Here is a 23,637-nt window from a genome sequence, read left to right as displayed (position 1 = left end):
GGTCCTGTCTCATGCCCACTCAGGCTCCGGGTCCGTCGCCAGGCGGCCGTGCAGGTGGACGTCCCGGAAGGCGTCTCGGCGGCCCGACTCCCACATCGCGCCCCGCAGGGTCCCCTCGCAGCGGAAGCCGCAGCGTTCGGCGATCCGGCAGGAGGCGTCGTGACCGAGCGCGTGGCCCAGCTCCAGCCGGTGCAGACCGATCTCGGTGAACGCCCACCGGGCCGCGAGCAGCAGGGAACGGGTGGCGACGTGCCGGCCCCGCGCCTCCGGCAGGATCCAGTAGCCGACCCTGGCGAAGCTCAGCACGTGGTCGATCACGTTGACTCCGACCTGCCCGAGGACCGTGCCGTCGGCCGCGTCCGTGACACAGAACGCCATGGCACGTCCGGCGGCCGCGTCCGCGCTCCTGCGCTCCAGGGACGCCCGGGCGCCGGCGGCGTCGGTGATCGTCCGCAGCGGGGTGTTCCAGCGCACGAACTCCGGGTCGACGTGCCCGCGCAGCCAGGCGTCCACGTCGGTGGCGGACTCCGGGTCCCAGGACCGCAGGGTCAGACCGTGGCCGTGGAGACCGGGGGCGAGGGGGGCCGGGTACGGCTCGCGTATGTCGGTCATCCGGCCATTGAACACCGCCGGTCTTTCACGGCGCGGGCCGGAACACCGGCACCCCGTCCCGGAACGCGACCGCCAGTTCCAGCCCGGCCCGCAGCCCCGCCGACGCCTCCCCGGCCGCCTCCCCCACGATCTCTGTGGACATCCGCGGCCCCTCCGCCAGGTCGACCACCGCCGCGACGTACGGCGTGCGCCCCCCGAAGGGCGGCAGGTCGTTGCGGTGGACGACGGACCAGGTGTAGAGGGTGGCCCGGCCGCTCGCGTCCTGCCAGCTCACGTCCTCGCTCCAGCAGTACGGGCAGAACTCCCGCGGGTAGTGGTGGGCCCGCGCGCAGGCCCCGCAGCGCCGGATCAGCAGCCTGCCCTCGGCGGCCGCGTCCCAGTACGCGCGGGTGAAGGCGTCGGCCTCGGGGACGTCGAAACGGTTGCCCATCTCCATGGATCTGACGGTACGTCAGACCACGGGATCCGGGAAGACCACGCATTTTCCATGAGAGATCCCTGTGCGTCCGCCATGAAACTGTGCGTCGCCCGTGAATGTCCCGCAGATTGTTGACGATTTTGTTGGCTCCGAATTACGTTCACCGACGCAAGCCCGGAGAGCACGCAGTCACCACCCGGTTCATCGAGAGGCAGCATCGTGAAGCACAGGGCAGTCAAGCGCAGGTCGGTCGTCTTGGGGCTCGGCGCCACCGCGGGTGTCGCGGCAGTGGGCGGCATCGCCCTGAGCGCGCAGGCGTCCGGCGGCACGTCGACGTCCTCGTCCTCGGACGCCGGTTCCCTGGCCTTCGACCCGGACGCCTACACCGAGCTCACGACGACCGTCACGGACACCGCGGGCGCCGAGCACGCGGTGACGTACCACTTCTGGAAGGCGATCACCTACGTCGCCAAGCCGGTGGACGCCGCCTACCAGTCGCTGAACGTGAGCGTGCCGGTCGAGATCGACGGCACGGCGGTCGACGCGAGCAACGCGCCGATCCTGTTCGCGAACTCCGTCGGCGGCTACATGCCGTCCTCCGTGGCGGACGCCACCGGGATCGGCGCCGGCGGCATGGGCGGCGGGATGGGCGGCGGCGCACCCAGCGGAGCACCCTCGGCCTCGGCCTCCGCCTCCGCCTCGGCCTCCGCCTCCGCCCCCGGTGCCAACGGCAACACCAACGCCACCGGCGGGGCCCTGTCCTCCAACCAGTTGCTGGCCCTGGCCGCCGGCTACGTCGTCGTCGAGCCCGGCGCCCGCGGCCGTACGCTCAAGAACTCCGCCGGCGAGTACTACGGCGTGGCTCCCGCCGCGATCGTCGACCTCAAGGCCGCCGTGCGGTACGTGCGGGCCAACAAGGGCGTCATCCCCGGCGACACCGACCGGATCGTGTCCGCCGGCACCAGCGCGGGCGGCGCGCTCTCCTCGCTGCTCGGCGCGTCCGGCGACAGCCCGCTCTACGCCGAGTACCTCGAGGAGCTCGGCGCGGCCGACGCCTCCGACGCGATCTTCGCGACCGGCGCCTGGTGCCCGATCACCGACCTGGAGCACGCCGACGGCTCCTACGAGTGGAACTGGGGCGGCAACGCCCTCGGCACCGGCAAGCAGGTCGACCAGACGGTGTCGAAGGCGCTCCAGTCGCAGTTCGCCGAGTACCAGGCCGGACTGAAGCTCAAGGGCCTGAACGGCTTCGGCACGCTGAACGCCCGCAACTACGACGAGTACCTGATCAAGCAGTACCTGGAGCCGTCGGCCACCAGCTACCTCGCGGCCCTGTCCGACACCGCCCGCGAGACGTACCTCGCCGCCAACACCTTCATCACCTGGAAGAACGGCAGGGCCGGCTTCTCCTGGGCGGACTTCCTCACCCACGTCGGCGCCCGCAAGAAGAACACCCCGGCCTTCGACGCCTTCGACCTGTCGGCGGGCGAGAACAACGAGTTCGGCAAGGGCACGGTCATCTCCCGTCACTTCACGGCCTACAGCCTGAAGAACGACACCACCGGGCTCACCGCCAAGCGCCTCGACAGCGACATCCCCGAGATGCTGCGGCTGATGAACCCGATGTACTTCCTGGCCGACAAGCCCAACGCGGGCCGCAGCAAGCACTGGTGGATCCGTCTGGGCACCAAGGACTCCGACACCTCGCTGACGGTCTCCGCCAACATCGCCGCCGCCGCGAACGGCCTCGGCGACGACGTCGACCACCTCTACTACTGGGACCAGGGCCACGGCGCCAACACCGACCCGGGCGACTTCATCGCGTGGATCGCCAAGGTGACGGGCCACAAGGCCAAGGCCGGCGGCAAGGTCAAGAAGTAGTAGTTCCGCATGCCTCCCTGTCCCCCCGGGAGGCATCCTGGACGCGGCGGCGTCAGTTTCCCGTCATAGTCACCGACGCCGTCCGCACGCGACGCCTGGCCCGAGCGCACCTGGGCCAGGCGTCGCCCTTTTCCCCGCCGCCTTCCCACCGCTTCCCACCGCTTCCCCACCGATTTCCCCACCGGTGCGCCCGGTCGCGCACAACCGAGTGGCCTACGTCACCGGCCCTACCCCCACTTCCCCCACACGTGATCGATCCGCAACCAATTCCGGTCTTGACCGAGACCCATCAATCTCCCGCGTGATTACGCTCGCGCTCATGGAAGACTCCGCACCGCCCCCGACCCCTCGGGCGATCACCACCGCGAACCCGGCCGACCGCCCCGTCTACGTCATCGGCGGCGGTCCCGGCGGGCTCGCCACCGCGTACGCGCTGCGTGCCCAGGGCATACGGGCCGTCGTCGTGGAGAAGGCCGACGGGGTCGGCGCGTCCTGGCGGCGCCATTACGACCGGCTGCATCTGCACACCACCCGGCGCCTGTCGGCCCTGCCCGGGCTCACGATGCCGCGCCGGTTCGGGCGGTGGGTGGCGCGCGACGACATGGTGCGCTACCTGGAGAAGTACGCCGAGGTCCACGAGCTGGAGATCGTCACCGGCGTCGAGGTCTCCCGCGTCGAGCGGACCCCGGACGGCACCGGCTGGCTGCTGCACGCCACCGGCGGGCGCGAGCTCGTCGGCTCGGCGGTGGTCGTCGCCACCGGCTACAACCACACCCCACACCTGCCGGACTGGCCCGGCCGCGAGGAGTTCACGGGCGAGCTGGCGCACGCCGCCGCCTACCGCAGCGGCAAGGAGTACGCCGACCGGGACGTCCTCGTCGTCGGCGTCGGCAACACCGGCGCCGAGATCGCCGTCGACCTGGTGGAGAGCGGCGCGGCCCGGGTGCGGCTGTCCGTGCGCACCGCCCCGCACATCGTGCGCCGCTCGACGGCCGGCTGGGCCGCGCAGTACACGGCCGTGCTCGTACGGCGGCTGCCGGTCCGCCTCGTCGACCGGCTCGCGCGGCCGATGGCGAGGCTCAGCGTGCCCGACCTGTCGGCGCACGGTCTGCCCCGCCCCGACAGCGGCCTGTACTCCCGCGTCAAGGAGGGCGCCATCCCGGTGCAGGACGTCGGCCTGATCGACGCCGTGCGCAAAGGCAGGGTGGAGATCGTGGCCGCCGTGGCCGGCTTCGAGGAGGGCGGCGAGATCGTCCTCGCCGACGGCACCCGGATCACCCCGGACGCCGTGGTCGCCGCCACCGGGTACGTCCGCGCCCTGGAGGGTCTGGTCGGCCACCTCGACGTGCTCGACGACCGCGGCAGACCCGTCGGCCACGGCGCCCGCGCCCCCAAGGACACCCCCGGCCTGTACTTCACCGGCTTCACCACCCCCATCAGCGGCACGCTTCGCGAGCTGGCGATCGACGCGGAGAAGATCGCGAAGGCCGTGCGCCGCCACCTCCGGTAGCCCGCCCCGCCACCTCCGGTAATCCGGCCCGCAACTTCCGGCAGGCCGCCCCGCCACCTCCGGCAGGCCGCCCCGGCAGGCACCGGCCGCGGCCGCCGGATTCCGGGGTCAACTCCCCGCATCTCGCTGCCCGTTACACCTGTGTCAGATGTGACGAGAGCGTTGTCCCGCGCCCTCCCACGGAGCCAGAATGTGAGCACTGTTCATCTTTCTGGTTCCACCCCCGCTCGCTCTCGAAGCTCGACGGAGGACGCACGTGGCAAGTGAAAGACAGCATTCCGCAGGCATGTCCCGCCGTTCCCTGCTCGGCCGCACCGCCGCCGTGGCCGCCGGCGCCACCGCCGTGACCGCGGCCGCCGCCGGTACGGCCGCCGCGGCCGCCACCCGGGACGTGGACGTCGCGATCGTCGGCGGCGGACTCGCCGGCCTCACCGCGGCCCGCGACCTCGTGGCCGCCGGCCGGACGGTCGCCGTCCTGGAGGCCCGCGACCGCGTGGGCGGCCGGGTCGTCAACCTGCCCCTGGCCAACGGGGGAGTCACCGAGGGCGGCGGCGAGTTCATCGGCCCCACCCAGGACCGCATCAAGGCGCTCGCCGACTCCCTGGGCGTGGCCACCTTCGCCACCTACAACACCGGCAAGAACCTCCTCTACAAGGACGGCAAGAAGACCCCGTACGCCACCGACGGCCTCCTCGGCTCGGTCCCGCCCGTCGATGTCGCCGGCCTCGCCAACGCCGCGATCGTGCAGGCCTCGCTGGACGACATGGCCAAGCAGGTGCCGGTCGACGCGCCCTGGACCGCCGCCAAGGCCGCCGAGTGGGACAAGCAGACCTTCGAGAGCTGGCTGAACGCCAACGCGGTGGTCCCGTCGGCGAAGTTCCTCCTCGACGTGGCCTGCACCTCGATCTTCTCGGCCGAGCCGCGCGAACTCTCGCTCCTCTTCGTCCTCTTCTACATCGCGGCCGCCGGCAACGAGTCGACCCCCGGCACCCTGGAACGCCTCACCGAGACCGCGAACGGCGCCCAGGAACTGCGCTTCGTCGGCGGCTCCCAGCTGGTGCCGATCAGACTCGCCGCCACCCTCGGCGACCGGGTGGTGCCGAACGCCCCGGTGCGCACGATCACCCGGTCCGGCGGCAAGTACGTCGTCACCGCCGACGGCATCACCGTCACCGCCCGGCGGGTCGTCGTCGCCGTGCCCCCGCCGCTCGCCGCCCGCATCCGGTACGACCCGCTGCTGCCCGCCGCCCGCGACCAGCTCACCCAGCGCCTGCCGATGGCCTCGGTCGGCAAGGCGATCGCGATCTACGACACCCCCTTCTGGCGGGCCGACGGTCTCAACGGCCAGGTCGTCAGCGACACCGGAGTGATCAGCTCCACCTTCGACAACTCCCCGCCCGACGCCTCGTACGGCGCCCTGATGGGCTTCATCGAGGCCGACGAGGCCCGCAAGCTGGACGCGGCGAGCGAGGCGGAGGTCAGGGCGGCCGTGCTGAAGGACTACGTGACGTACTTCGGCGTGAAAGCCGCCTCCCCTTCCTCCTTCGTCCTGCAACGCTGGAACAACGAGGCCTACACCCGCGGCGGCCCCGTCTCGATCGCCGCACCGGGTGTCCTGACGCAGTACGGCCCGGCCCTGCGCGAGCCGGTCGGCGGGATCCACTGGGCCGGAACGGAGACCTCCGTCCACTGGATGGGCTTCATGGACGGAGCCGTACGGTCGGGCGAGCGGGTGGCGAAGGAGGTGCTGGCGGCGCTGTAGTCGCCCTCCGCGTCCACCGCCCGCCCGCTCCTTTCTGTGTGCACGACCATTCCTGACACTCCGTCAGGTATGTAACCTGACAGAGCGTCAGTTACTTGACGGTCACTCATGGCAGTCACACAGGAGCGGGCGGACCGATGCTTGGATCAACCCACGGCACCCTCACCACCGACTCCCGCCGGGCCCGGGTCATCGCGTGCGGCGAGCACCCCGGGCCCGCCGTCCACGGCCGGCCCCCCGCGGCGGACGACCTGGACGTCAGCGGCCGTCCGCTGTATCGGGCCGTCCCCGACCTGGACCGGTTCTTCCGGCCGGAGTCGGTCGCGGTCATCGGCGCCTCGGACGCCGAAGGACGCCCGAACACCGGTGTCACCCGGCAACTGGTGGGCTGGGCCGAGCGGGTGGGGGCGCGGCTGCATCCCGTGCACCCCACCCGCGGGAGCGTCTTCGGCCTGCCCTGCTCGCCGTCCGTGGCCGACCTGCCCGAACAGGTCGACCTGGCCGTCCTGCTGGTCGCCGACCCGCTGCCCGTCATCGAGCAACTGGCCGAGACCAAGGTGAAGTTCGCCGTCGTCTTCGCCTCCGGGTTCGCGGAGACGGGCGAGGAGGGCGCGGCCGCGCAGGCCCGCCTCGCGGCCGCGGTGGCCCGCTCGGGCATCCGCCTGCTCGGCCCCAACACCAACCTCAACGCCTTCGAGCGGTTCCGCGACGATCTCGGCGGCCCGTCGATCGCGCTGATCACCCAGTCCGGCCATCAGGGCCGCCCGGTCTTCGCCCTCCAGGAACTCGGCATCCGCCTCTCCCACTGGGCGCCGACCGGCAACGAGGCCGACCTGGAGACCGCCGACTTCCTCTCCTACTTCGCCGAACGCCCCGAGGTCGGCGCGATCGCCTGTTACGTGGAGGGACTGAAGGACGGCAGGTCCTTCCTCCTCGCCGCCGACCGGGCCGCCCGGCGCGGGGTACCGGTCGTCGCGGTCAAGGTCGGCCGCACCGAGGCCGGCGCCCGCACCGCCGCCTCCCACACCGGCAAGCTGACCGGCGCGGACGAGGTCGTCGACGCGGCGATGCGCCAGTACGGCGTGATCCGGGTGGACGGTCTCGACGAACTCCAGGACACCGCCACCCTGTTGGCCCGCGCGCGGCCGCCGCAGGCCGACGGGGTCGTCGTCTACTCGATCTCGGGCGGCACCGGCGCCCACGCGGCCGACCTGGCGACGGCGGCGGGCCTCACCCTGCCGACCCTGTCGGCGGACAGACAGGCCGAGCTGCACCAGTGGATCCCCGCGTATCTGAACGTGGCCAACCCGGTCGACAACGGCGGCCACCCGGTGGGCGACGAGCGCGGCCGGAAGATCATCGACGCGATCCTCGACGACCCGGCAGTCGGCGTCCTGATCTGCCCGATCACGGGCCCGTTCCCCCCGTTGAGCGACCGCCTGGTCCAGGACCTGGTGGACGCGGCGGAACGGACGGACAAGCTGGTGTGCGTGGTCTGGGGCTCGCCGGTGGGCACCGAACCGGCCTACCGCGAAGTCCTGCTGGGCTCCTCCCGGGTGGCGACCTTCCGCACCCTCGCCAACTGCATCTCGGCCGTCCGCGCCCACCTACGGCACCACCGTTTCGTGAGCGGCTACCACTCCCCCTTCGACGAGGCCCCGCGCGCCCAGTCCCCGTCCTTCCGCAAGGCACAGCTGCTGATGCGGCCGGGACAGCAGCTGAGCGAGCACGCGGCGAAGCAGCTGCTGCGGGCGTACGGCATCCGGGTCCCGCGCGAGCAGCTGGTGACCAGCGCCGCGGCTTCGGTGCGGGCGGCCGGACTGGTCGGCTACCCGGTGGTGATGAAGGCGTCCGGCGCGCAGATCGCCCACAAGACCGAGCTGGGCCTGGTGAAGGTCGGCCTGACCTCGGCCAGCCAGGTCCGGGACGCCTACCGCGAGCTGACCGACATCGCGCGCTACGAGGGGGTCTCGCTGGACGGCGTCCTGGTGTGCCAGATGGTCGAGCGGGGTGTGGAGATGGTGGTCGGCGTGACCCACGACGACCTGTTCGGCCCGACGGTGACGGTGGGCCTCGGCGGGGTCCTGGTGGAGGTCCTGCACGACGCCGCCGTGCGCGTGCCGCCGTTCGGCGAGGACCAGGCCCGCGACATGCTGGCCGAACTGCGCGGCAGAGCGCTGCTGGACGGCGTGCGGGGCCGCCCGCCGGCCGATCTGGACGCGCTCGTCGAGGTGATCCTGCGCGTGCAGCGGATGGCCCTGGAGCTGGGCGACGATCTCGCCGAGCTCGACATCAACCCCCTGGTGGTCCTGCCCTGGGGGCAGGGCGCGGTGGCGCTGGACGCGCTGGCGGTGTGCCGGTGAGGACCACCTCATGGACGAGAGCCGAGAGCGGAGCGTGACCGTGCCCGAGCCGTGGATACGCCACCGGACCGACCGCCAGGTCACCCACATCGCCCTCGATCGCCCCGAGACCCTGAACGCCCTCACCCCCGGGATGCGGGACCACCTGATCGCCCTCCTCGCGCAGGCCTCGGCCGACCCGGACGTCCGGGCGGTGGTCCTCACCGGCACCGGCCGCGGCTTCTGCGCGGGAGCGGACCTGCGGGGTGGCTCCACGGGCGGTGAGCGGGTGGCCGGCGATGTGAGCCGGACCCTGCGACTCGGCGCCCAGCGCCTGGTCGGTGCCGTGCTCGACTGCGAGAAGCCGGTGATCGCCGCGGTGAACGGCACCGCGGCCGGCCTCGGCGCACACCTCGCGTTCGCCTGCGACCTGGTGCTGGCCGCGGAGTCGGCGAGGTTCATCGAGGTGTTCGTCCGCCGGGGCCTGGTCCCGGACGGCGGCGGCGCCTATCTCCTCCCCCGCCTGATCGGGCCCCGACGGGCCAAGGAGCTGATGTTCTTCGGCGACGCGCTCACCGCGCCGGACGCCGAACGCCTCGGCCTGGTCAACCGGGTGGTCCCGGACGGCGAGCTGGACAAGACGGCCCGCGAGTGGGCGGCACGCCTGGCCGCCGGCCCCACCCGCGCCCTGTCGCTCACCAAGCAACTGGTCAACACCTCCCTGGACGGCGACCGGGCCACCGCCTTCGCCGCCGAGGCCGCCGCGCAGGAGATCAACATGACGACGGCGGACGCACAGGAGGGCGTGACGAGCTTCGTGGAGCGGCGGGAGCCGAGGTTCCGGGGCCGGTGACGCGGTCCCGGCGGTCTTGACCCTTCCTATCTGACATGCCGTCAGTTTCAATGGAACACATGATGGGACATGCGGGAATGGCGGCCGCGGCCGTCCGTTACCTCAGGGCGGACCACACGGTCGAGGCGCTGCCACGCCCGGAGCTGCGCTGTGTCCGCGAGGACGAACGCGCACCGGTGGACCAGGGCGAGTTCCGGCGGGTGCTGGGAAGCTTCGCGTCGGGCGTGACGGTCGTGACGGCACCGGCCGTCGAGGGCGAGGACGGCGGCGCGGGCCCCGCCGGCTTCGCCTGCCAGTCCTTCTCCTCCCTCTCCCTCGATCCGCCCCTGGTCGCCTTCATGGTCGGCCGCACCTCCACGACCTGGCCGCGCATCGCCCGCGCCGGCGTCTTCTGCGTCAACGTGCTGAGCGCCGGCCAGGCCGGCCTGTGCCGTGCCTTCGCGGCGAGCGGCACCGACAAGTTCGCCGGAGTGGCCCATGACGCGGCCCCGGTGTCGGGGGCGCCCCGCCTCGCCGGCACCCTCGCCTGGATCGACTGCGCGGTGCATGCCGTCCACACGGGCGGCGACCATCTCGTCGTCGTGGGCCGGGTGAACGCCCTGGGGGCGGGCGAGGGCGCGGAGGAACCGCCCCTGCTGTTCCACCGGGGCCGCTTCCTCTGAGCGTCGGCCGGCACACCCCGCCCGGCGCACGTGACCGACGACCTGGCGCACGTGGCCGACGGCCTAGCGCACGTAGTCGACGACCTGCATCATGCCTTCGTCGCCGTGCTGGAGCTGGTGGCAGTGCAGCATGGAGCGGCCGGCGAAGTCCTCGGCGCGCAGCCGGAAGGTGATCGAGCCGTTCGGCGGGATGCTCAGCGTGTCGTGCCAGACCGGCGTGGCCAGGCGGCGGTTGTCGACGGCGGTGACCAGGAAGTGGTTGGTGTGCAGGTGGAAGGGGTGATGGCTGTGGGCGTGGGAGTCGTTGACGACCGTCCACTCCTCGACCTCGCCCAGCCGGATGCGCTGGTTGACGAAGTCGGCCGCCAGACGGCCCCAGGCGAGATCGCGGCGGCCGGCCAGCGGGTCGGCGGGCGGGGTCTCGCCGTCACCCAGGATGCGGTAGGCGTTCGGGAAGGCGCCTGAGAAGACGTTCTCGTAACTGCGGAAGGTCAGCGTCCGGGTGCGGGTGGGCTCGGGCAGGCTGGTGGGCCTGCCGGGCAGGGCGGTCGGCAGCGCCATCGGGCGGGGTTCGCCGGTGACGACGAGCGTCAGCAGGCTCTGCGAGGGGCCCCCGCCGGAGAACTTGTACGTACCGGGCTCGCCCCCGCGGATCAGCAGGTCGACGCGCCCGCCCATCGGCAGCGTCAGTCCGGTGGTGGTGACGGGTTCCATGAGCGTGATGCCGTCGCAGGCGATCTGGTGCAGCTCGTGGCCGCGCAGGCTCAGGAAGTGAGCGGTGATCGCTCCGGCGTTGACGATCCGCCAGCGCTGGACCTCCCCCGGGGCGATGGTCAGCACGGGGTTCTTGGCGCCGTTGACCAGGAAGGTCGAGGTGATGCCCTCGTAGGCGCCGTGCGAGGTCAGGTCCGGCACCCGCCCGCCGGACAGCTTGAGCTCGTTGATGCAGACGACGACGTCCTTGGCGGCGGCGATCTCGGGCACCTCGTCGATGTCCCCCTCGACGACGAGCAGGCCCCCCATGCCGCTCAGCAGCTGGGTCGCCGTGGAGCCGTGATGGTGCGGGTGGTACCAGAACGTGCCGGCCGGATGATCCGCCGGGACGTCGACGACACTGCGGTAGGTGGTGGTGCCCCCCGGCGTCTCCGAGGGCTCGAACGTGCGGTAGATGTTGTCCGCCTCGCCCGTGGGGTCCACGTGCATGCCGTGGGTGTGCAGGTTGAACGTGTTGAAGTGGTGCGGGATGTTCATGTCGTGCTGCGCCGCCTCGTCGTTCGGCGGCAGCGCGTTGACGTGTGTGATCTCCAGCGAGTCCCCCGGACGCACCCGCAACGTCGGCCCGGGGATCGTCCCTTCGTAGGTGCGTGTGGTCACCGTGCCGATCCCGGGGAGCGCCTGCTCGGTGAAGGCTACGGTCAGACGGGTCTCCAGCCGCTCCGTGTGCGGCGGCGTCCTGCGGGTCTCCGGCTGCGGGAAGGAGGCACCGGCCTCCTGTCGCGCCGCCGCTCGCGGACTCGCCGCCCCACCGGTCAGGACCGCCCCGGCGGCGACCGGCAGGCACTTCAGCACGCCACGACGAGCCAGAGAAGTCACGTATCGCCTCCAGGGGCAGAAACAGCAGCAGAGAGCAGCGGACGGCAGTGCACGGCGGTGCACCGGCAGAGCAACGACACGGAGGCCGCACAACGCAGCCATCCGTGTCGGAATGTGCCCATATGGTACGTAAAGGAGCCCCGAAACCACCTCCGCCTCACCGGCCCGGACAGTCACCGACTCGGACAGGCACCGACTCGGACAGGCACCGGCTCAGGCGGTCGTCGGCTCAGGCGGTCGCCGGTGCGGGGACAGCCGGTCCGGGGACCGCCGGCCGCCGCCGGATCACCAGCGCCATCAGCGCCGCCGCGGCACACAGCGCTCCCGACGCGTACCAGACCATGTCGTACGAGCCGAACGTGTCCCGTGCCATGCCGCCCAGGAAGGCCACCAGCGCCGCGCCGACCTGGTGGGAGGCCAGCACCCAGCCGAAGACGATGGCGCTGTCGTCGCCGTACTGCTCGCGGCACAGGGCCAGGGTGGGCGGGACCGTGGCGACCCAGTCGAGGCCGTAGAAGACGATGAAGAAGATCATCGGAGGGTGCACGGAAGGGGCCAGCAGCATCGGCAGGAACAGCAGCGAGATGCCCCTCAGCGCGTAGTACACCGCCAGCAGCCGACGCGGCTCGAAGCGGTCGGTGAACCAGCCGGAGGCGATCGTGCCGACCACGTCGAAGACGCCGATGACCGCGAGCAGCGAGGCCGCCGCCGTGATCGGCATGCCGTGGTCGTGGGCGGCGGGCACGAAGTGCGTCTGGATCAGGCCGTTCGTGGAGGCGCCACAGATCGCGAAGGTGCCGGCCAGCAGCCAGAACGGGCCCGTGCGGACCGCCGAGAAGAGGACCCGCAGGGTGCGGCGGGCGGCGCCCTGCACCGGGGGCGGCTTCGGGACGAACTCCGTCGCGCCGTACGGCTTCTGGCCCACGTCCGCCGGATGGTCCCGCAGCAGCAGCCAGACGAAGGGGACGACGGCCAGCGCGGCCAGCGCGACCGTCACGGCCGCCGGACGCCAGTCGTACCGCGTGACCAACCAGGACAGCAGCGGCAGGAAGATCAGCTGGCCGGAGGCGGAGGCCGCGGTGAGGATGCCGCTGACCAGACCCCGGCGCTCGGTGAACCAGCGGTTGGTGACCGTGGCGGCGAAGGCGAGCGCCATCGAGCCCGAGCCGAGGCCCACCAGCAGGCCCCAGTACAGCAGCAGTTGCCAGGCCGCCGTCATCCAGACCGTCAGGAGCGAACCGACCGAGATCACCGTCAGCGCCACCGCGACCACCCGGCGGATGCCGAAGCGGTCCATCAGCGCCGCCGCGAACGGGGCGGTGAGGCCGTACAGCGCCAGGTTGACCGAGACCGCCGCGCCGATCGTGCCGCGCGACCAGCCGAACTCCTGGTGCAGCGGGTCGATGAGCAGACCGGGGAGCGAACGGAAGGCGGCCGCGCCGATGATCGTGACGAAGGTGACGGCGGCGACGAACCAGGCGCGATGGATACGGCGGCGGCCGGGGACGCGGTCGGAGGCGGGCTTCTGCTCCTCGGCGGATGCCGGAGTTTCGGTTGTCTGGGTCACGTCACAGAGCTTCCGATACCGGGATCCGACGGGCGAGTGGCCCGAGGGACAGCATTCGCTAGGATCGGGCCATGGCCGAACCGTACGCATTCTCCCGCCATCGCGTCGTCGTCCTCGCCCTCGACGGGCTGATGCCCTTCGAGCTGGGCATTCCGCAGCGCATCTTCGGCAAGGCGCGCGACGCGGCGGGCCGCCACCTGTACGACGTCGTCACCTGCTCCGTCCGGCCGCCGGGCCCCGTCGAGACGGACGCCGACTACGCCGTCCTGGTCGGCAACGGTCCCGAGGCACTGGCCACCGCCGACACCGTCGTCGTTCCCACCTCCTACGAGCTGGGCCCCGTCTACGAGGAGGGCGTGCTCACCCCCGAACTGGCCGCCGCCCTCGCCCGCCTGCGCCCCGGCACCCGCCTCGTGTCGATCTGCACCGGCGGATACGTCCTCGCCGCCGCGGGCTACCTGGACGGCCGCCCGGCCACCACGCACTGGATGCACGCCGAGCACTTCCAGCAGCTCTTCCCGAAGATCCGGGTCGACGCGGACGTGCTGTTCATCGACGACGGCGACGTCCTCACCTCCGCCGGAGTGGCCGCCGGGATCGACCTCTGCCTCCACCTCCTGCGCCGCGACCACGGCGCCGCGGTCGCCAACGAGGTGGCCCGCCGTACGGTCGTACCGCCGCACCGCGACGGCGGCCAGGCGCAGTACATCGAGCGCCCCGTGCCCGACCCGCAACAGGCGACCACGACCGCGGCCCGCGCCTGGGCGCTCGGCCGCCTCCACGAGCCGATCCAGCTGCGCGACATGGCCGAGCAGGAGGCCATGTCGGTACGGACGTTCACGCGCCGCTTCCGCGAGGAGGTCGGCATCAGCCCCGGCCAGTGGCTCACCCAGCAACGGGTCGAACGGGCCCGGCACCTGCTGGAGTCCAGCGACCGCTCCGTCGACCGGATCGCCCGGGACGCCGGTTTCGGCACCGCCCAGTCGATGCGGCAGCACCTACAGGCGGCCCTCGGGGTCACGCCGACCGCGTATCGCCGCACCTTCCGTACCTTCCGCGCCGGGAGCGGCTCGAGTGGCGAGAGCGGTGGTCACGGCGTCGTCGACGCCGCCCTGCGGTGACCTTCCCGCGGTGCGCAGCTCGCCCCACCGGCCGACCGCCGTGAGGAGCAGGGTCAGTCAGAACGTGAGCACCGCCCGCGCCACCCTCCCCGCCTCCGCGTCCGCGGCCGCCTTCGCGAAGTCCTCCACCGGGTAGGTGTCCGTCACCAGTTCGTCGAGGAGCAGCCGGCCGGTCCGGTACAGCTCGGCGTACAGCGCGATGTCCCGCTGCGGGCGCGACGAGCCGTACCGGCAGCCCAGGATCGACTTGTCCAGGTACATCGACGAGACCAGGAAGGACGCCTCGGCGGTGGCCGGCGGCACCCCGAGGAGCACCGCCTGCCCGTGCCGGTCCAGCAGGTCGATCGCCTGCCGGATCAGCTCGACCCGGCCGACGCACTCGAAGACGTGGTCCGCGCCCGTGGGCAGCACGTCCCGCACCGCGTCCGTCGAGGTCAGGAAGTCGGTCGCGCCGAACCGCCGGGCCACCGCCTCCTTCGCCGGGTTCGCGTCCACCGCGACGATCCGCGAGGCGCCCGCGATCCGCGCTCCCTGCACCACGTTCAGCCCGATCCCGCCCGTCCCGATGACGACGACGCTCTCCCCGTACCCGACCCGCGCGCGGTTGAGCACGGCCCCGACACCGGTCAGCACCCCGCACCCGATCAGCGCGGCGGACGTCAGCGGGATGTCCTTGGGGATGCGGACCGCCTGTACGGCCTTCACCACCGTGCGCTCGGCGAAGGCGGAGTTGGACGCGAACTGGTACACCGCGCTCCCCGCGCGCGTGAACGGCTTCCGCGGGCGCCCGATGGCCTGCCGGCACATGGTCGGCCGGCCGCGGTCGCACTGCGCGCAGGTGCCGCAGTTGGCGAGCGTGGACAGCGCGACATGGTCCCCCGGCCCGACATGACCGACCCCCGCGCCGACCGCCTCGACGATCCCCGCGCCCTCATGGCCGAGGACGACGGGCGCCGGGAAGGGAATCGTCCCGTCGACGACCGAGAGGTCGCTGTGGCACAGCCCGGCCGCCGAGATCGCGACGAGCACCTCACCCGGCCCCGGATCGCGGACGGCCAGATCGTCGACGACCTCGGCCCGCTTCCCGTCGAACACCACGCCTCGCATCGCGTCCCCACCGCCTTGTCCGTTTGCCGTCGCTATCCCTTGGGTTGCCTGGGCAGGCCGAGCACCCGCTCGGCGATGATCGTGCGCTGGATCTGGTCCGAGCCGCCGTAGACGGTGTCGGCCCGGGAGAACAGGAACAGGTGCTGCGCGTCGTCGAGTTCGTACGGCGAGGACGGCGACCAGTCCGCGGGGCCGACGCTCGCCGCCGCCCCCCGCACCTGCACCGCCGCCTCCCCCAGCCGCTGATGCCAGCCAGCCCACAGCAGCTTCGCCACGCTGGGCGCGCCCGGCCCGCCGGAGCCCCCCAGCGTCCGCAGGGCGTTCCACCGCATGGTCCGCAGCTCGGCCCACAGCCGCACCAGCCGCTCGCGTACGACGGGGTCGTCGGCCGCCCCCGTCCGCACCGCCGTGCGCACGACGCGGTCCAGTTCCTGGGCGAAGCCGATCTGCTGGGCGAGGGTCGACACCCCGCGTTCGAAGCCGAGGAGGCCCATCGCCACCCGCCAGCCGTCGCCCGCCGCGCCGACGACGTGCTCCACGCGCGCGTGCGCCCCGTCGAAGAAGACCTCGTTGAAGTCGCTGGTGCCGGTCAGCTGCCGGATGGGCCGTACCTCGATCCGTCCGGGCTGGTCCATGGGGACGAGGAGAAAGGTCAGTCCGTGGTGCCGCCGGGACCCCGGATCGGTGCGGGCGAGCACGAAGCACCAGTCGGCCTCATGGGCGAGCGAGGTCCAGATCTTCTGCCCGGTGACGCGGTACGACCGTCCGTCGGGGGCGAGTTCGGCCCTCGTACGGACCCCGGCCAGGTCGGACCCGGCGCCCGGCTCGCTGTACCCCTGGCACCAGAGCTCGGCACCGGCGGCGATCGGCGGCAGGAAGCGCGCCTTCTGCTCCGCCGTGCCGTGCGCGAGGAGGGTCGGCGCGAGCAGGTTCTCCCCGATGTGCCCGGACCGGGCCGGGGCCCCCGACCGCGCATACTCCTCGGCCCAGGCGACCTGCTGGGTGAGGGTGCCGGTCCGGTTCCCGAACCCGCCCTCCGACCACCCGAGGCCGATCCACCCGGCCGAGCCGAGGGTGCGCTCCCAGGAACGCCGATCAGAGGCATGCGGGACATGCGCATCGAGCCAGCCCCGCACTTCCGCACGGAACGAGTCGTCCGCCGACGCAAAACCGAAATCCACGCTGACCTCCTGGAGAAGGGCGACCGCCGCCGCCTCAGGGGCGCGGGGGCTGCATCAATATGCGGCTCCGCCGCGTGGGCGCGAACAACCACGACGCACCCGCAGCCGCCGAACCACGCACACCCCCGGGCTACTGGGCGTTGGGCCGATCCCCCTCCCGCGCGGCCCGCTCCATTTCCTCCAACCGAGCGAGCATCGGCATCGGATCCACCCCCACCGCCCCTGGCAGAAACTCCGCGATCGTCTCCGGCGTCCAACCGCCGGAGGCATAAGCCGAACGCAGTTCACGTGGCTGCGCCCACACCGCGATCTTCGGCCCCGCGACGGTGTACACCTGCCCGGTGACCCCTGCCTCCCGCGCACGGTCCGACAGCAGGTACACCACGAACGCGGCCACGTCCTCGGGTTCGCCGATCTCCGCCAACTCCATGGGCACGCCCGCGGACATCCGGGTACGGGCCACGGGGGCCACCGCGTTGGCGGTCACCCCGTACTTGTGCAGACCCAGCGCCGCACTCCGCACGAGCGAGATGATCCCGCCCTTGGCGGCGCTGTAGTTGGCCTGCGAGACCGAGCCCTGGTGGTTGCCGCTGGTGAAGCCGATCAGCGTGCCGGAGCGCTGCCCGCGCATCACCGCCGACGCGGCCCGGAACACGGTGAACGTGCCCTTGAGATGGGTGGCGACGACCGGGTCCCACTCCTCCTCGGACATGTTGAACAGCATCCGCTCCCGCAGGATCCCGGCCACGCACACGACTCCGTCGAGCCGCCCGTACGACGCCAGCGCAGTGTCGACGACCCGCTGCCCACCGGCCATCGTCGAGACGTCGTCGGCGACGGCGACCGCCTCTCCGCCCGCCGCCTCGATCTCCTTGACGACGGACCGGGCGACCTCGCTGGTGGGTGAGGCGCCGTCCACCGAGACGCCGTAGTCGTTGACGACGACCCGCGCGCCCTCGGCCGCCGCGGCGAGCGCCACCGCCCGCCCGATGCCTCGCCCCGCCCCGGTGACGGCGACGACCTTGCCGGTCAGGAAGTTCCCCACGTCCGGCCCCCTCCCGCAGTTTCTGACGGACCGTTAGATTTGGATGCGAGGTCCAGACTGACCCGTCCGTCGGTCGGGGACAAGCCCCGGGGAGGCACGGAATGACACTGCCGGTCGAGTTCCACGAGATCGCGAAGCGCGTCAACAACTGGGGGCGCTGGGGGGCCGACGACGAGATCGGCACCCTGAACCTCATCACCGACGACGTCGTCCGCGCGGCCGTCGCCGAGGTCCGCACCGGCCGCCGCGTCCCGCTCGCGCTGCCCCTGCGGGAGGACGGCGTGCAGACCGGGCTGATCCCGGGGCGGGTCAACCCCCTGCACGCCATGGTGCAGATCAACCAGGAGATCTTCGGTCCGGGCACGGTGGCGTGCAGCGACGACGCCGTGACCATGGGCCTCCAGGCGGGCACCCACTGGGACGCGCTGACCCATGTCTCGCACTCGGGGAAGCTCTACAACGGCCGGCCGGCCGGCACCGTCACCGCGCACGGCGGCGCCGAGTTCAGCGGCATCGACAAGGCGCGGCACGTCGTCTCGCGCGGGGTGCTCCTGGACGTGGCACGCGCGCGTGGCGTCGACCGGCTGGACGGCGGGCACGCGGTCACCCCGGAGGACCTGGCGGCGGCCGAGGAGCTGGCCGGTACGCGCGTGCGGGCCGGCGACATCGTGCTCGTACGGACCGGGCAGGTGCAGCTCTACCTGGCCGGTGACAAGCAGGGGTACGGCTATCCGTCACCGGGCCTCTCGGTCCGTACGCCGGAGTGGTTCCACGCGCGCGATGTGGCGGCGGTCGCCAACGACACCCTCACGTTCGAGATCTTCCCGCCCGAGATCGACGACCTGTGGCTGCCGGTGCACGCGCTCGACCTGGTGGAGATGGGGATGCTCCAGGGCCAGAACTGGAATCTCGAAGAGTTGTCCACAGCCTGTGGACAAACTGGCCGCTACGCGTTCCTGCTGTCGGCGATGCCCGAGCCGTTCGTCGGCGGCACGGGGACGCCGGTGGCCCCGGTGGCAGTGCTGTAGACGCCGGTACGCGAACAGGCGTTCCCCCCACGTCGGCTGGCGGCGCGCGGCTGCCCGCCCCGAGCACGGCACCGCGCACCGCCATCCGACTCCGGCGCGCCCTCCCCCACTCCCGGCTTCGCCCGAGCGGGAGGGACCCCCACCGACTCCCCTCGGCCCTGAGGGAGTCGGCGCCGAATCGCGACCCACACTCGGCGAGAGCCTCCGTCACCGAAGCCCTCGTCGTCCCCTCACGGCGAATCGCTGACCACAAGCGTGATCAAACGGACACGTCGCGTCAACACCTGAACGGCGATTTATTACTTAAGTCCCCTTTGTGGTGGGCGCGCACGGAAGCACAGCCGGGCGCACCGATGCCGAACCGGACGATTCGCGACAGCGCTTTCTGCGCCCGTGCACCGCGAGCCGCGGGGCGCTCCGCACCCGTGCGCCCTCACCGCCGCCCGCACCGACGGCGTTCGCCGCCGGTCATGTGCCGGTCGCACCGCCGGTCTCCCGCCACCGGTCGCGCGCCGCGCGACAGCCGCCCGATCGCCGCCCGATCGCCGCTCAGACGACCTCGTACGCGAGCCCTCCGTAAGCCGGCTCGGGCTCCGCCGGGGCCGCGCCCCGGCACTCCTCCACGCTTCGGCACTCCTCCACGCTTCGGCGCTCCTCCGCGCCCCCGTCGTCCGCCTCGGCCTCACCCGGCGCCGCACAGCGGTCCAGTTCGCACCAGATGCGCTTGCCCGCACCCTCGACGCTCCAGCCCCAGCGGTCCGCGAGACCGTCGACCAGGGCCAGACCACGGCCGCCGGTCGCCTCGTCACCGGCACAGCGGGGCACGGGGGCCCGGTCGCTGGTGTCGGCCACCTCCAGTCGGACGGTGGACGGCTCGGCCGTCCCGCCCGGCAGGGAGAGCCGCAGCACGGCCGGACAGCCGGTGTGCACCACGGCGTTGGTGACCAGTTCGGAGACGAGCAGGATCAGCGTCTCGGCGAGCGGCTCCTCGTCCCCTATCCCGGACCCGGCGAGGCGCGAACGGGCCCACCTGCGGGCGCGCCCCACCTCAGCGGGGTCGGGCCGGATCTCCAGCTGCACTTGAAGCACCTGCACCGCTCACACCATCCGAACCGGCGGACACATGGCCGTGCGCCACGCAAGCCACGCGAGCCGCGTGTGCACCATGACGACGGGGGCCACGATCGTAGCCATTTTCTGCATGGCCAGAACAACAGCCAGAGGCAGGGTGACGGAACGTGAATCCCTTACGAGACAGCTTGGTTGACATACAGTCACCTCAACAAGCGCTTCGGGCATATTCCAGCGCGAAGGAGTACCCGTGCGGCATACTGTGCGACGCTCGTTGCGGGGAGTCGAACAGGCGGGCCCCAGAAGCCCGTCCGCCCTGCGAGCGGCGGCGCGCGCCGCCGGATCCGGCACCGCCCCAGGGGCACCGCCGGCATGGCTCATGCTCGGAACCACTCGCATCCCACAGAAGGTACCGGAGGAGCCCGCCGACTCCGGGCCGTGACGGGTCACGCATCGGACACAACCCGGTATCAACGCTCCGTGATTCCGGTATGCCACAATCCGCGACACCCCTGCGGCCGTCCGCTCGTCACCCCCGCCGTCACCGCAGGCAGGCGCCCCTAACGGCCCCCTCCGGACAGCAGGTCGGCCGCGAGCAGTTCCTCACTCTCCGTACCGCCGCCGGCACGCCGGGTGCGCAGCCAGGCCCGCTTGAGCAGCAGATGTACGTCCGCCTCCCAGGTGAAGCCCATGCCGCCGTGCACCTGGAGGCAGTCGCGCGCGCCGCGTACGGCGGCCTCGTCGGCGAGCAGCCGGGCGGCCGCGATGTCGGCCGGGTCGGCGGTGACGGCGGCCGCGTAGACCGCCGCGCGGGCCACCTCGACCCGCACCAGCAGTTCCGCGCACAGATGCTTGACCGCCTGGAAGGCGCCGATCGGCTGCCCGAACTGCTCGCGCGCCCGGGCGTGTTGCACGGCGAGCTCGCACGCGCGCGTGGCCGTGCCGAGCTGCTCGGCCGCGGTGAGGAGAACGGCGACGGGATCCACGGCCGCCGAGACGCCCGGAACGCGGTGCAGCGGCGTCAGCGGATCCACCGACCGCAGCGGCACGGCCCCGCCGGTCTCCCCGCACACGACGTCCGCCTCCGTCAGCCACTCCACCAGCCCGCTGCCGTCCACGGTCGCCACGACCGTCTCCCCGTCGGCCGCGCCGGGCACGCGGCCCGCCGCGAGGTGGGTGGCCACGAGCGGCCCCGGCAGCAGGGCCCGGCCGGCCTCCTCGAACGCCAACACGGTTTCGGGCAGCCCGAGTCCGACCCCGCCGTCCGCCTCGGGCAGCCGCAGCGCGAAGAACCCGGCCGCCCCCAGCTCACGCCACAGCGCCCGGTCCAGCCGCCCCGGCCGGTCCACGGCGGCCCGCAGCGCCGCCCGGTCGAAGCGGCGCGCCACCAGCCCCCGTACACCGTCCCGCAGCGCCCGTTGGTCCTCCGTCAGTCGAAAACGCATGTCGGAGAGTCACCGCCCCTTCGGCAGGCCCAGGATCCGTTCGGCCACGATGTTCCGCTGGATCTGCGAGGTCCCGGCCGCGATGGTGTACGAGAGGGAGGAGAGCCGCTCGTGGACCCAGGGGCGGTCGGTGTCGAGGGACTCCTCGCCCAGGACGTCGGCGGCCGTGTCGTACAGCTCCTGGCGGGCCTGCGAGTACCTCAGTTTGAAAACCGAACCCCCGACGCCCGGCAGGCCGCCTTCGGCCTGCGCCTCGCTCACGTTCCACTGCGTCAGCCGCCAGAGCGCCCGGAACTCGGCGTTGAGGGCGCCCAGCCGCCGCCGCAGGACGGGATCGTCCCAGCGTCCGTTCCTCCGCGCCTCCACGGCGAGTTCGCCCAGCACGCGCCGACAGGCGACGACCTCGCCCACGAAGGCGGTGCCTCGCTCGAACGACAGCGTCACCATCGTCACCCGCCAGCCGTCGTTCTCCTCCCCCACCCGATGGGTGACCGGCACCCGCACCTCGTCGAGGAACACCTCGGCGAACTCCGCGGATCCGGCGAGGGTGCGCAGCGGCCGTACGGTGATGCCGGGGGCGTCCATGGGCATGGCCAGCCAGGTGATGCCCTGATGCTTGGGCGCCGCGGGATCCGTGCGGACCAGCAGTTCGCACCAGTCGGCGATCTCCGCGTGCGAGGTCCAGATCTTGGACCCGCTCACCACGTAGTCGTCGCCGTCGCGCCACGCGCGCGTGCGCAGCGCCGCGAGGTCCGACCCGGCGTCGGGCTCGCTGAAGCCCTGGCACCACACCTCCTCGCCGCGCAGGATGGGCGGCAGCCAGCGACCCCGCTGTTCGGCCGTTCCCTCGGCGGCGATGGTCGGCCCGGCGTGCAGCAGTCCGACGAAGCCGGCTCCCACGTAGGGCGCGCCCGCCTTCTCCGTCTCCTCCAGGAAGATCAGGCGGACGCCGGGCGAGGCCTGCCAGTGCACATCGGCGTACCCGGCCTCGTACAGCGTCCGCTGCCAGCCGAGGTCGTAGGCGCGGCGGCCCGGCCAGTCGTCCGGGGAGGGCTTCGGCGGGAGCGTGGGCAGCACCTTGCCGAGCCACTCGCGCAGCCGGGCCCGGAACTCCGCGTCCTCGGGGCTGTCCGCGAGGTCCATGGTCCTGATCCCCCTGCCCTGTTCCCGGCCCCGGCTACTTGTCGAGGTCCAGGTCCAGCATGCGGATCGCGTTACCCCGCATGAGCTTGTAGACCGTCTCGTCGTCGAGACCCTTGACGTGGTCGAGGGCGACCTCCTTGGTGTGCGGGAAGGTCGAGTCGACGTGCGGGTAGTCGGTCTCGAAGGTCGCGTTGTCGCGCCCCACCACGTCCAGGGACGCGACCCCGTGCTTGTCGCGGAAGAAGCAGCAGAACATCTGCCGGTAGTAGTACGTGGACGGCGGCTCGGGGACGATGTCCCTGACCCCGCCCCACGCGCGGTGCTCCTCCCAGACGTCGTCGGCACGCTCCAGGGCGTACGGGATCCAGCCCATCTGGCCCTCGGAGTAGGCGAGTTTGAGGCGCGGGAACTTCACCAGCACCCCGCTGAAGAGGTAGTCCATCATCGAGGCCATCGCATTGTTGAACGAAAGGGACGCCTGGACGGCCGGCGGTGCGTCCGGCGAGGCGGCCGGCATCTGCGAGGAGGAACCGATGTGCATGTTGACGACCGTGCCGGTCTCCTCGCACACCGCGAAGAACGGGTCCCAGTAGCCCGAGTGGATCGACGGCAGCCCGAGGTGGCTGGGGATCTCGGAGAAGGTCACCGCGCGCACCCCGCGGGCCGCGTTGCGCCGGATCTCGGCGACCGCCAGGTCGATGTCCCACAGGGGGATCAGGCAGAGCGGGATCAGCCGTCCGCCGCTGTCCCCGCACCACTCCTCGACCATCCAGTCGTTGTAGGCGCGCACACAGGCCAGCGCGACCTCCTTGTCGTGCGCCTCGGCGAAGGTCTGTCCGCAGAAGCGGGGGAAGGAGGGGAAGCAGAGGGAGGCCTCGACGTGGTTGAGGTCCATGTCCGCCAGCCGGGCCTTCGGGTCCCAGCAGCCGCGCCGCATCTCCTCCCGGGTGATGCCCTCCAGCGTCATCTCGTCCCGGTCGAAGCCGACGGCGGCGATGTTGCGCTTGTACGGGAACTTCAGGTCCTCGTAGATCCACCAGTCGGTGGGCTGGCCGTCCGGGTCCATCGTGATCTGGTACTTCCCGGCGACGTAGGCGAGCTCGCCGATCCCCGCGGTGAGGGGCTGCGGCCCCCGGTCCCGGTACTTCTGCGGCAGCCAGGTCGCGAAGAGGTGCGCGGGCTCGATCACATGGTCGTCGACGCTGACGATGCGCGGCAGTTCGGTGCTCATGGCTTCCCCTCCGCCTGGCGGAACGCCAGTTGTCCGATGGACGTGTTCCGGCTGTCCGAGCTGTC

The 23,637-nt window shown here is 72.2% G+C and carries 19 protein-coding genes; 8 read left to right on the top strand and 11 right to left on the bottom strand.

Going from position 1 to position 23,637, the window contains the following annotated elements:
• Positions 1-9 precede the first annotated feature (9 nt).
• Complete coding sequence (locus tag OG933_RS24745; protein WP_405628960.1) at positions 10-612, bottom strand: GNAT family N-acetyltransferase; 603 nt, start codon at positions 610-612, stop codon at positions 10-12.
• Positions 613-637: 25 nt separating this feature from the next.
• Positions 638-1,042, bottom strand: a complete 405-nt coding sequence (locus OG933_RS24740; protein WP_405633493.1) for a Zn-ribbon domain-containing OB-fold protein — start codon at positions 1,040-1,042, stop codon at positions 638-640.
• A 207-nt stretch (positions 1,043-1,249) separates the two neighbouring features.
• Between OG933_RS24740 and OG933_RS24735 the strand changes: the two genes are divergently transcribed.
• The 6 genes from OG933_RS24735 (at position 1,250) to OG933_RS24710 (ending at position 10,040) form a co-directional block, all read left to right on the top strand.
• On the top strand, positions 1,250-2,911 hold the full coding sequence (locus OG933_RS24735) for a subtype B tannase (RefSeq protein WP_405628958.1): 1,662 nt from the start codon (positions 1,250-1,252) through the stop codon (positions 2,909-2,911).
• A 319-nt stretch (positions 2,912-3,230) separates the two neighbouring features.
• Positions 3,231-4,421 carry a flavin-containing monooxygenase gene (locus OG933_RS24730; RefSeq protein WP_405628956.1) on the top strand — a complete coding sequence of 397 codons (1,191 nt, stop codon included), beginning with the start codon at positions 3,231-3,233 and terminating at the stop codon, positions 4,419-4,421.
• A gap of 286 nt (positions 4,422-4,707) precedes the next feature.
• Positions 4,708-6,183 carry an FAD-dependent oxidoreductase gene (locus OG933_RS24725; RefSeq protein ID WP_362522765.1) on the top strand — a complete coding sequence of 492 codons (1,476 nt, stop codon included), beginning with the start codon at positions 4,708-4,710 and terminating at the stop codon, positions 6,181-6,183.
• 137 nt (positions 6,184-6,320) lie between these two features.
• Positions 6,321-8,546 (top strand): acetate--CoA ligase family protein, encoded by a 2,226-nt coding sequence (locus OG933_RS24720; protein ID WP_362522766.1) that lies wholly within the window; start codon positions 6,321-6,323, stop codon positions 8,544-8,546.
• 10 nt (positions 8,547-8,556) lie between these two features.
• Complete coding sequence (locus OG933_RS24715) at positions 8,557-9,378, top strand: enoyl-CoA hydratase/isomerase family protein (protein WP_405628953.1); 822 nt, start codon at positions 8,557-8,559, stop codon at positions 9,376-9,378.
• 59 nt (positions 9,379-9,437) lie between these two features.
• Entirely contained in the window at positions 9,438-10,040 is a 603-nt protein-coding gene (locus tag OG933_RS24710) for a flavin reductase family protein (protein ID WP_405628951.1), read from the top strand.
• Between the two features lie 63 nt (positions 10,041-10,103).
• Here OG933_RS24710 and OG933_RS24705 read toward each other — a convergent pair whose 3' ends face one another.
• Both OG933_RS24705 and OG933_RS24700 read right to left on the bottom strand, forming a co-directional pair.
• Complete coding sequence (locus OG933_RS24705) at positions 10,104-11,633, bottom strand: multicopper oxidase family protein (RefSeq protein ID WP_405628949.1); 1,530 nt, start codon at positions 11,631-11,633, stop codon at positions 10,104-10,106.
• Positions 11,634-11,862: 229 nt separating this feature from the next.
• Positions 11,863-13,200, bottom strand: coding sequence for an MFS transporter (locus OG933_RS24700; RefSeq protein ID WP_405628947.1), 1,338 nt, complete (start codon positions 13,198-13,200; stop codon positions 11,863-11,865).
• A gap of 71 nt (positions 13,201-13,271) precedes the next feature.
• On the opposite strand from OG933_RS24700, the gene OG933_RS24695 reads away from it, so the two are divergent.
• A complete protein-coding gene (locus OG933_RS24695) occupies positions 13,272-14,321 on the top strand; it encodes a GlxA family transcriptional regulator (RefSeq protein WP_405628946.1) in 1,050 nt (349 codons plus the stop codon).
• Positions 14,322-14,378: 57 nt separating this feature from the next.
• Here OG933_RS24695 and OG933_RS24690 read toward each other — a convergent pair whose 3' ends face one another.
• From OG933_RS24690 to OG933_RS24680, 3 genes are all read right to left on the bottom strand, one after another.
• Positions 14,379-15,428 (bottom strand): Zn-dependent alcohol dehydrogenase, encoded by a 1,050-nt coding sequence (locus OG933_RS24690; protein WP_362522771.1) that lies wholly within the window; start codon positions 15,426-15,428, stop codon positions 14,379-14,381.
• Positions 15,429-15,460: 32 nt separating this feature from the next.
• The gene (locus OG933_RS24685; RefSeq protein ID WP_362522772.1) at positions 15,461-16,609 is read right to left on the bottom strand and encodes an acyl-CoA dehydrogenase family protein; all 1,149 of its coding nucleotides are present in this window, start codon (positions 16,607-16,609) and stop codon (positions 15,461-15,463) included.
• A 130-nt stretch (positions 16,610-16,739) separates the two neighbouring features.
• Positions 16,740-17,654, bottom strand: a complete 915-nt coding sequence (locus tag OG933_RS24680) for an SDR family oxidoreductase (RefSeq protein ID WP_405628944.1) — start codon at positions 17,652-17,654, stop codon at positions 16,740-16,742.
• A 101-nt stretch (positions 17,655-17,755) separates the two neighbouring features.
• Between OG933_RS24680 and OG933_RS24675 the strand changes: the two genes are divergently transcribed.
• A complete protein-coding gene (locus tag OG933_RS24675) occupies positions 17,756-18,682 on the top strand; it encodes a cyclase family protein (RefSeq protein WP_362522774.1) in 927 nt (308 codons plus the stop codon).
• 549 nt (positions 18,683-19,231) lie between these two features.
• Here OG933_RS24675 and OG933_RS24670 read toward each other — a convergent pair.
• The 4 genes from OG933_RS24670 to OG933_RS24655 form a co-directional block, all read right to left on the bottom strand.
• Complete coding sequence (locus OG933_RS24670; protein WP_405628943.1) at positions 19,232-19,777, bottom strand: ATP-binding protein; 546 nt, start codon at positions 19,775-19,777, stop codon at positions 19,232-19,234.
• 536 nt (positions 19,778-20,313) lie between these two features.
• Positions 20,314-21,198, bottom strand: a complete 885-nt coding sequence (locus OG933_RS24665) for an acyl-CoA dehydrogenase family protein (protein WP_405628941.1) — start codon at positions 21,196-21,198, stop codon at positions 20,314-20,316.
• 9 nt (positions 21,199-21,207) lie between these two features.
• Positions 21,208-22,341, bottom strand: coding sequence for an acyl-CoA dehydrogenase family protein (locus OG933_RS24660; RefSeq protein WP_405628940.1), 1,134 nt, complete (start codon positions 22,339-22,341; stop codon positions 21,208-21,210).
• Positions 22,342-22,375: 34 nt separating this feature from the next.
• On the bottom strand, positions 22,376-23,572 hold the full coding sequence (locus tag OG933_RS24655) for an amidohydrolase family protein (RefSeq protein WP_020133100.1): 1,197 nt from the start codon (positions 23,570-23,572) through the stop codon (positions 22,376-22,378).
• Positions 23,573-23,637 lie beyond the last annotated feature (65 nt).

The organism is Streptomyces sp. NBC_00016 (assembly GCF_045040885.1).
Lineage (GTDB): Bacteria > Actinomycetota > Actinomycetes > Streptomycetales > Streptomycetaceae > Streptomyces > Streptomyces coriariae.
Note: the sequence above shows the minus strand (reverse complement) of the source record. Positions and strands in the feature narration are given on the sequence as shown.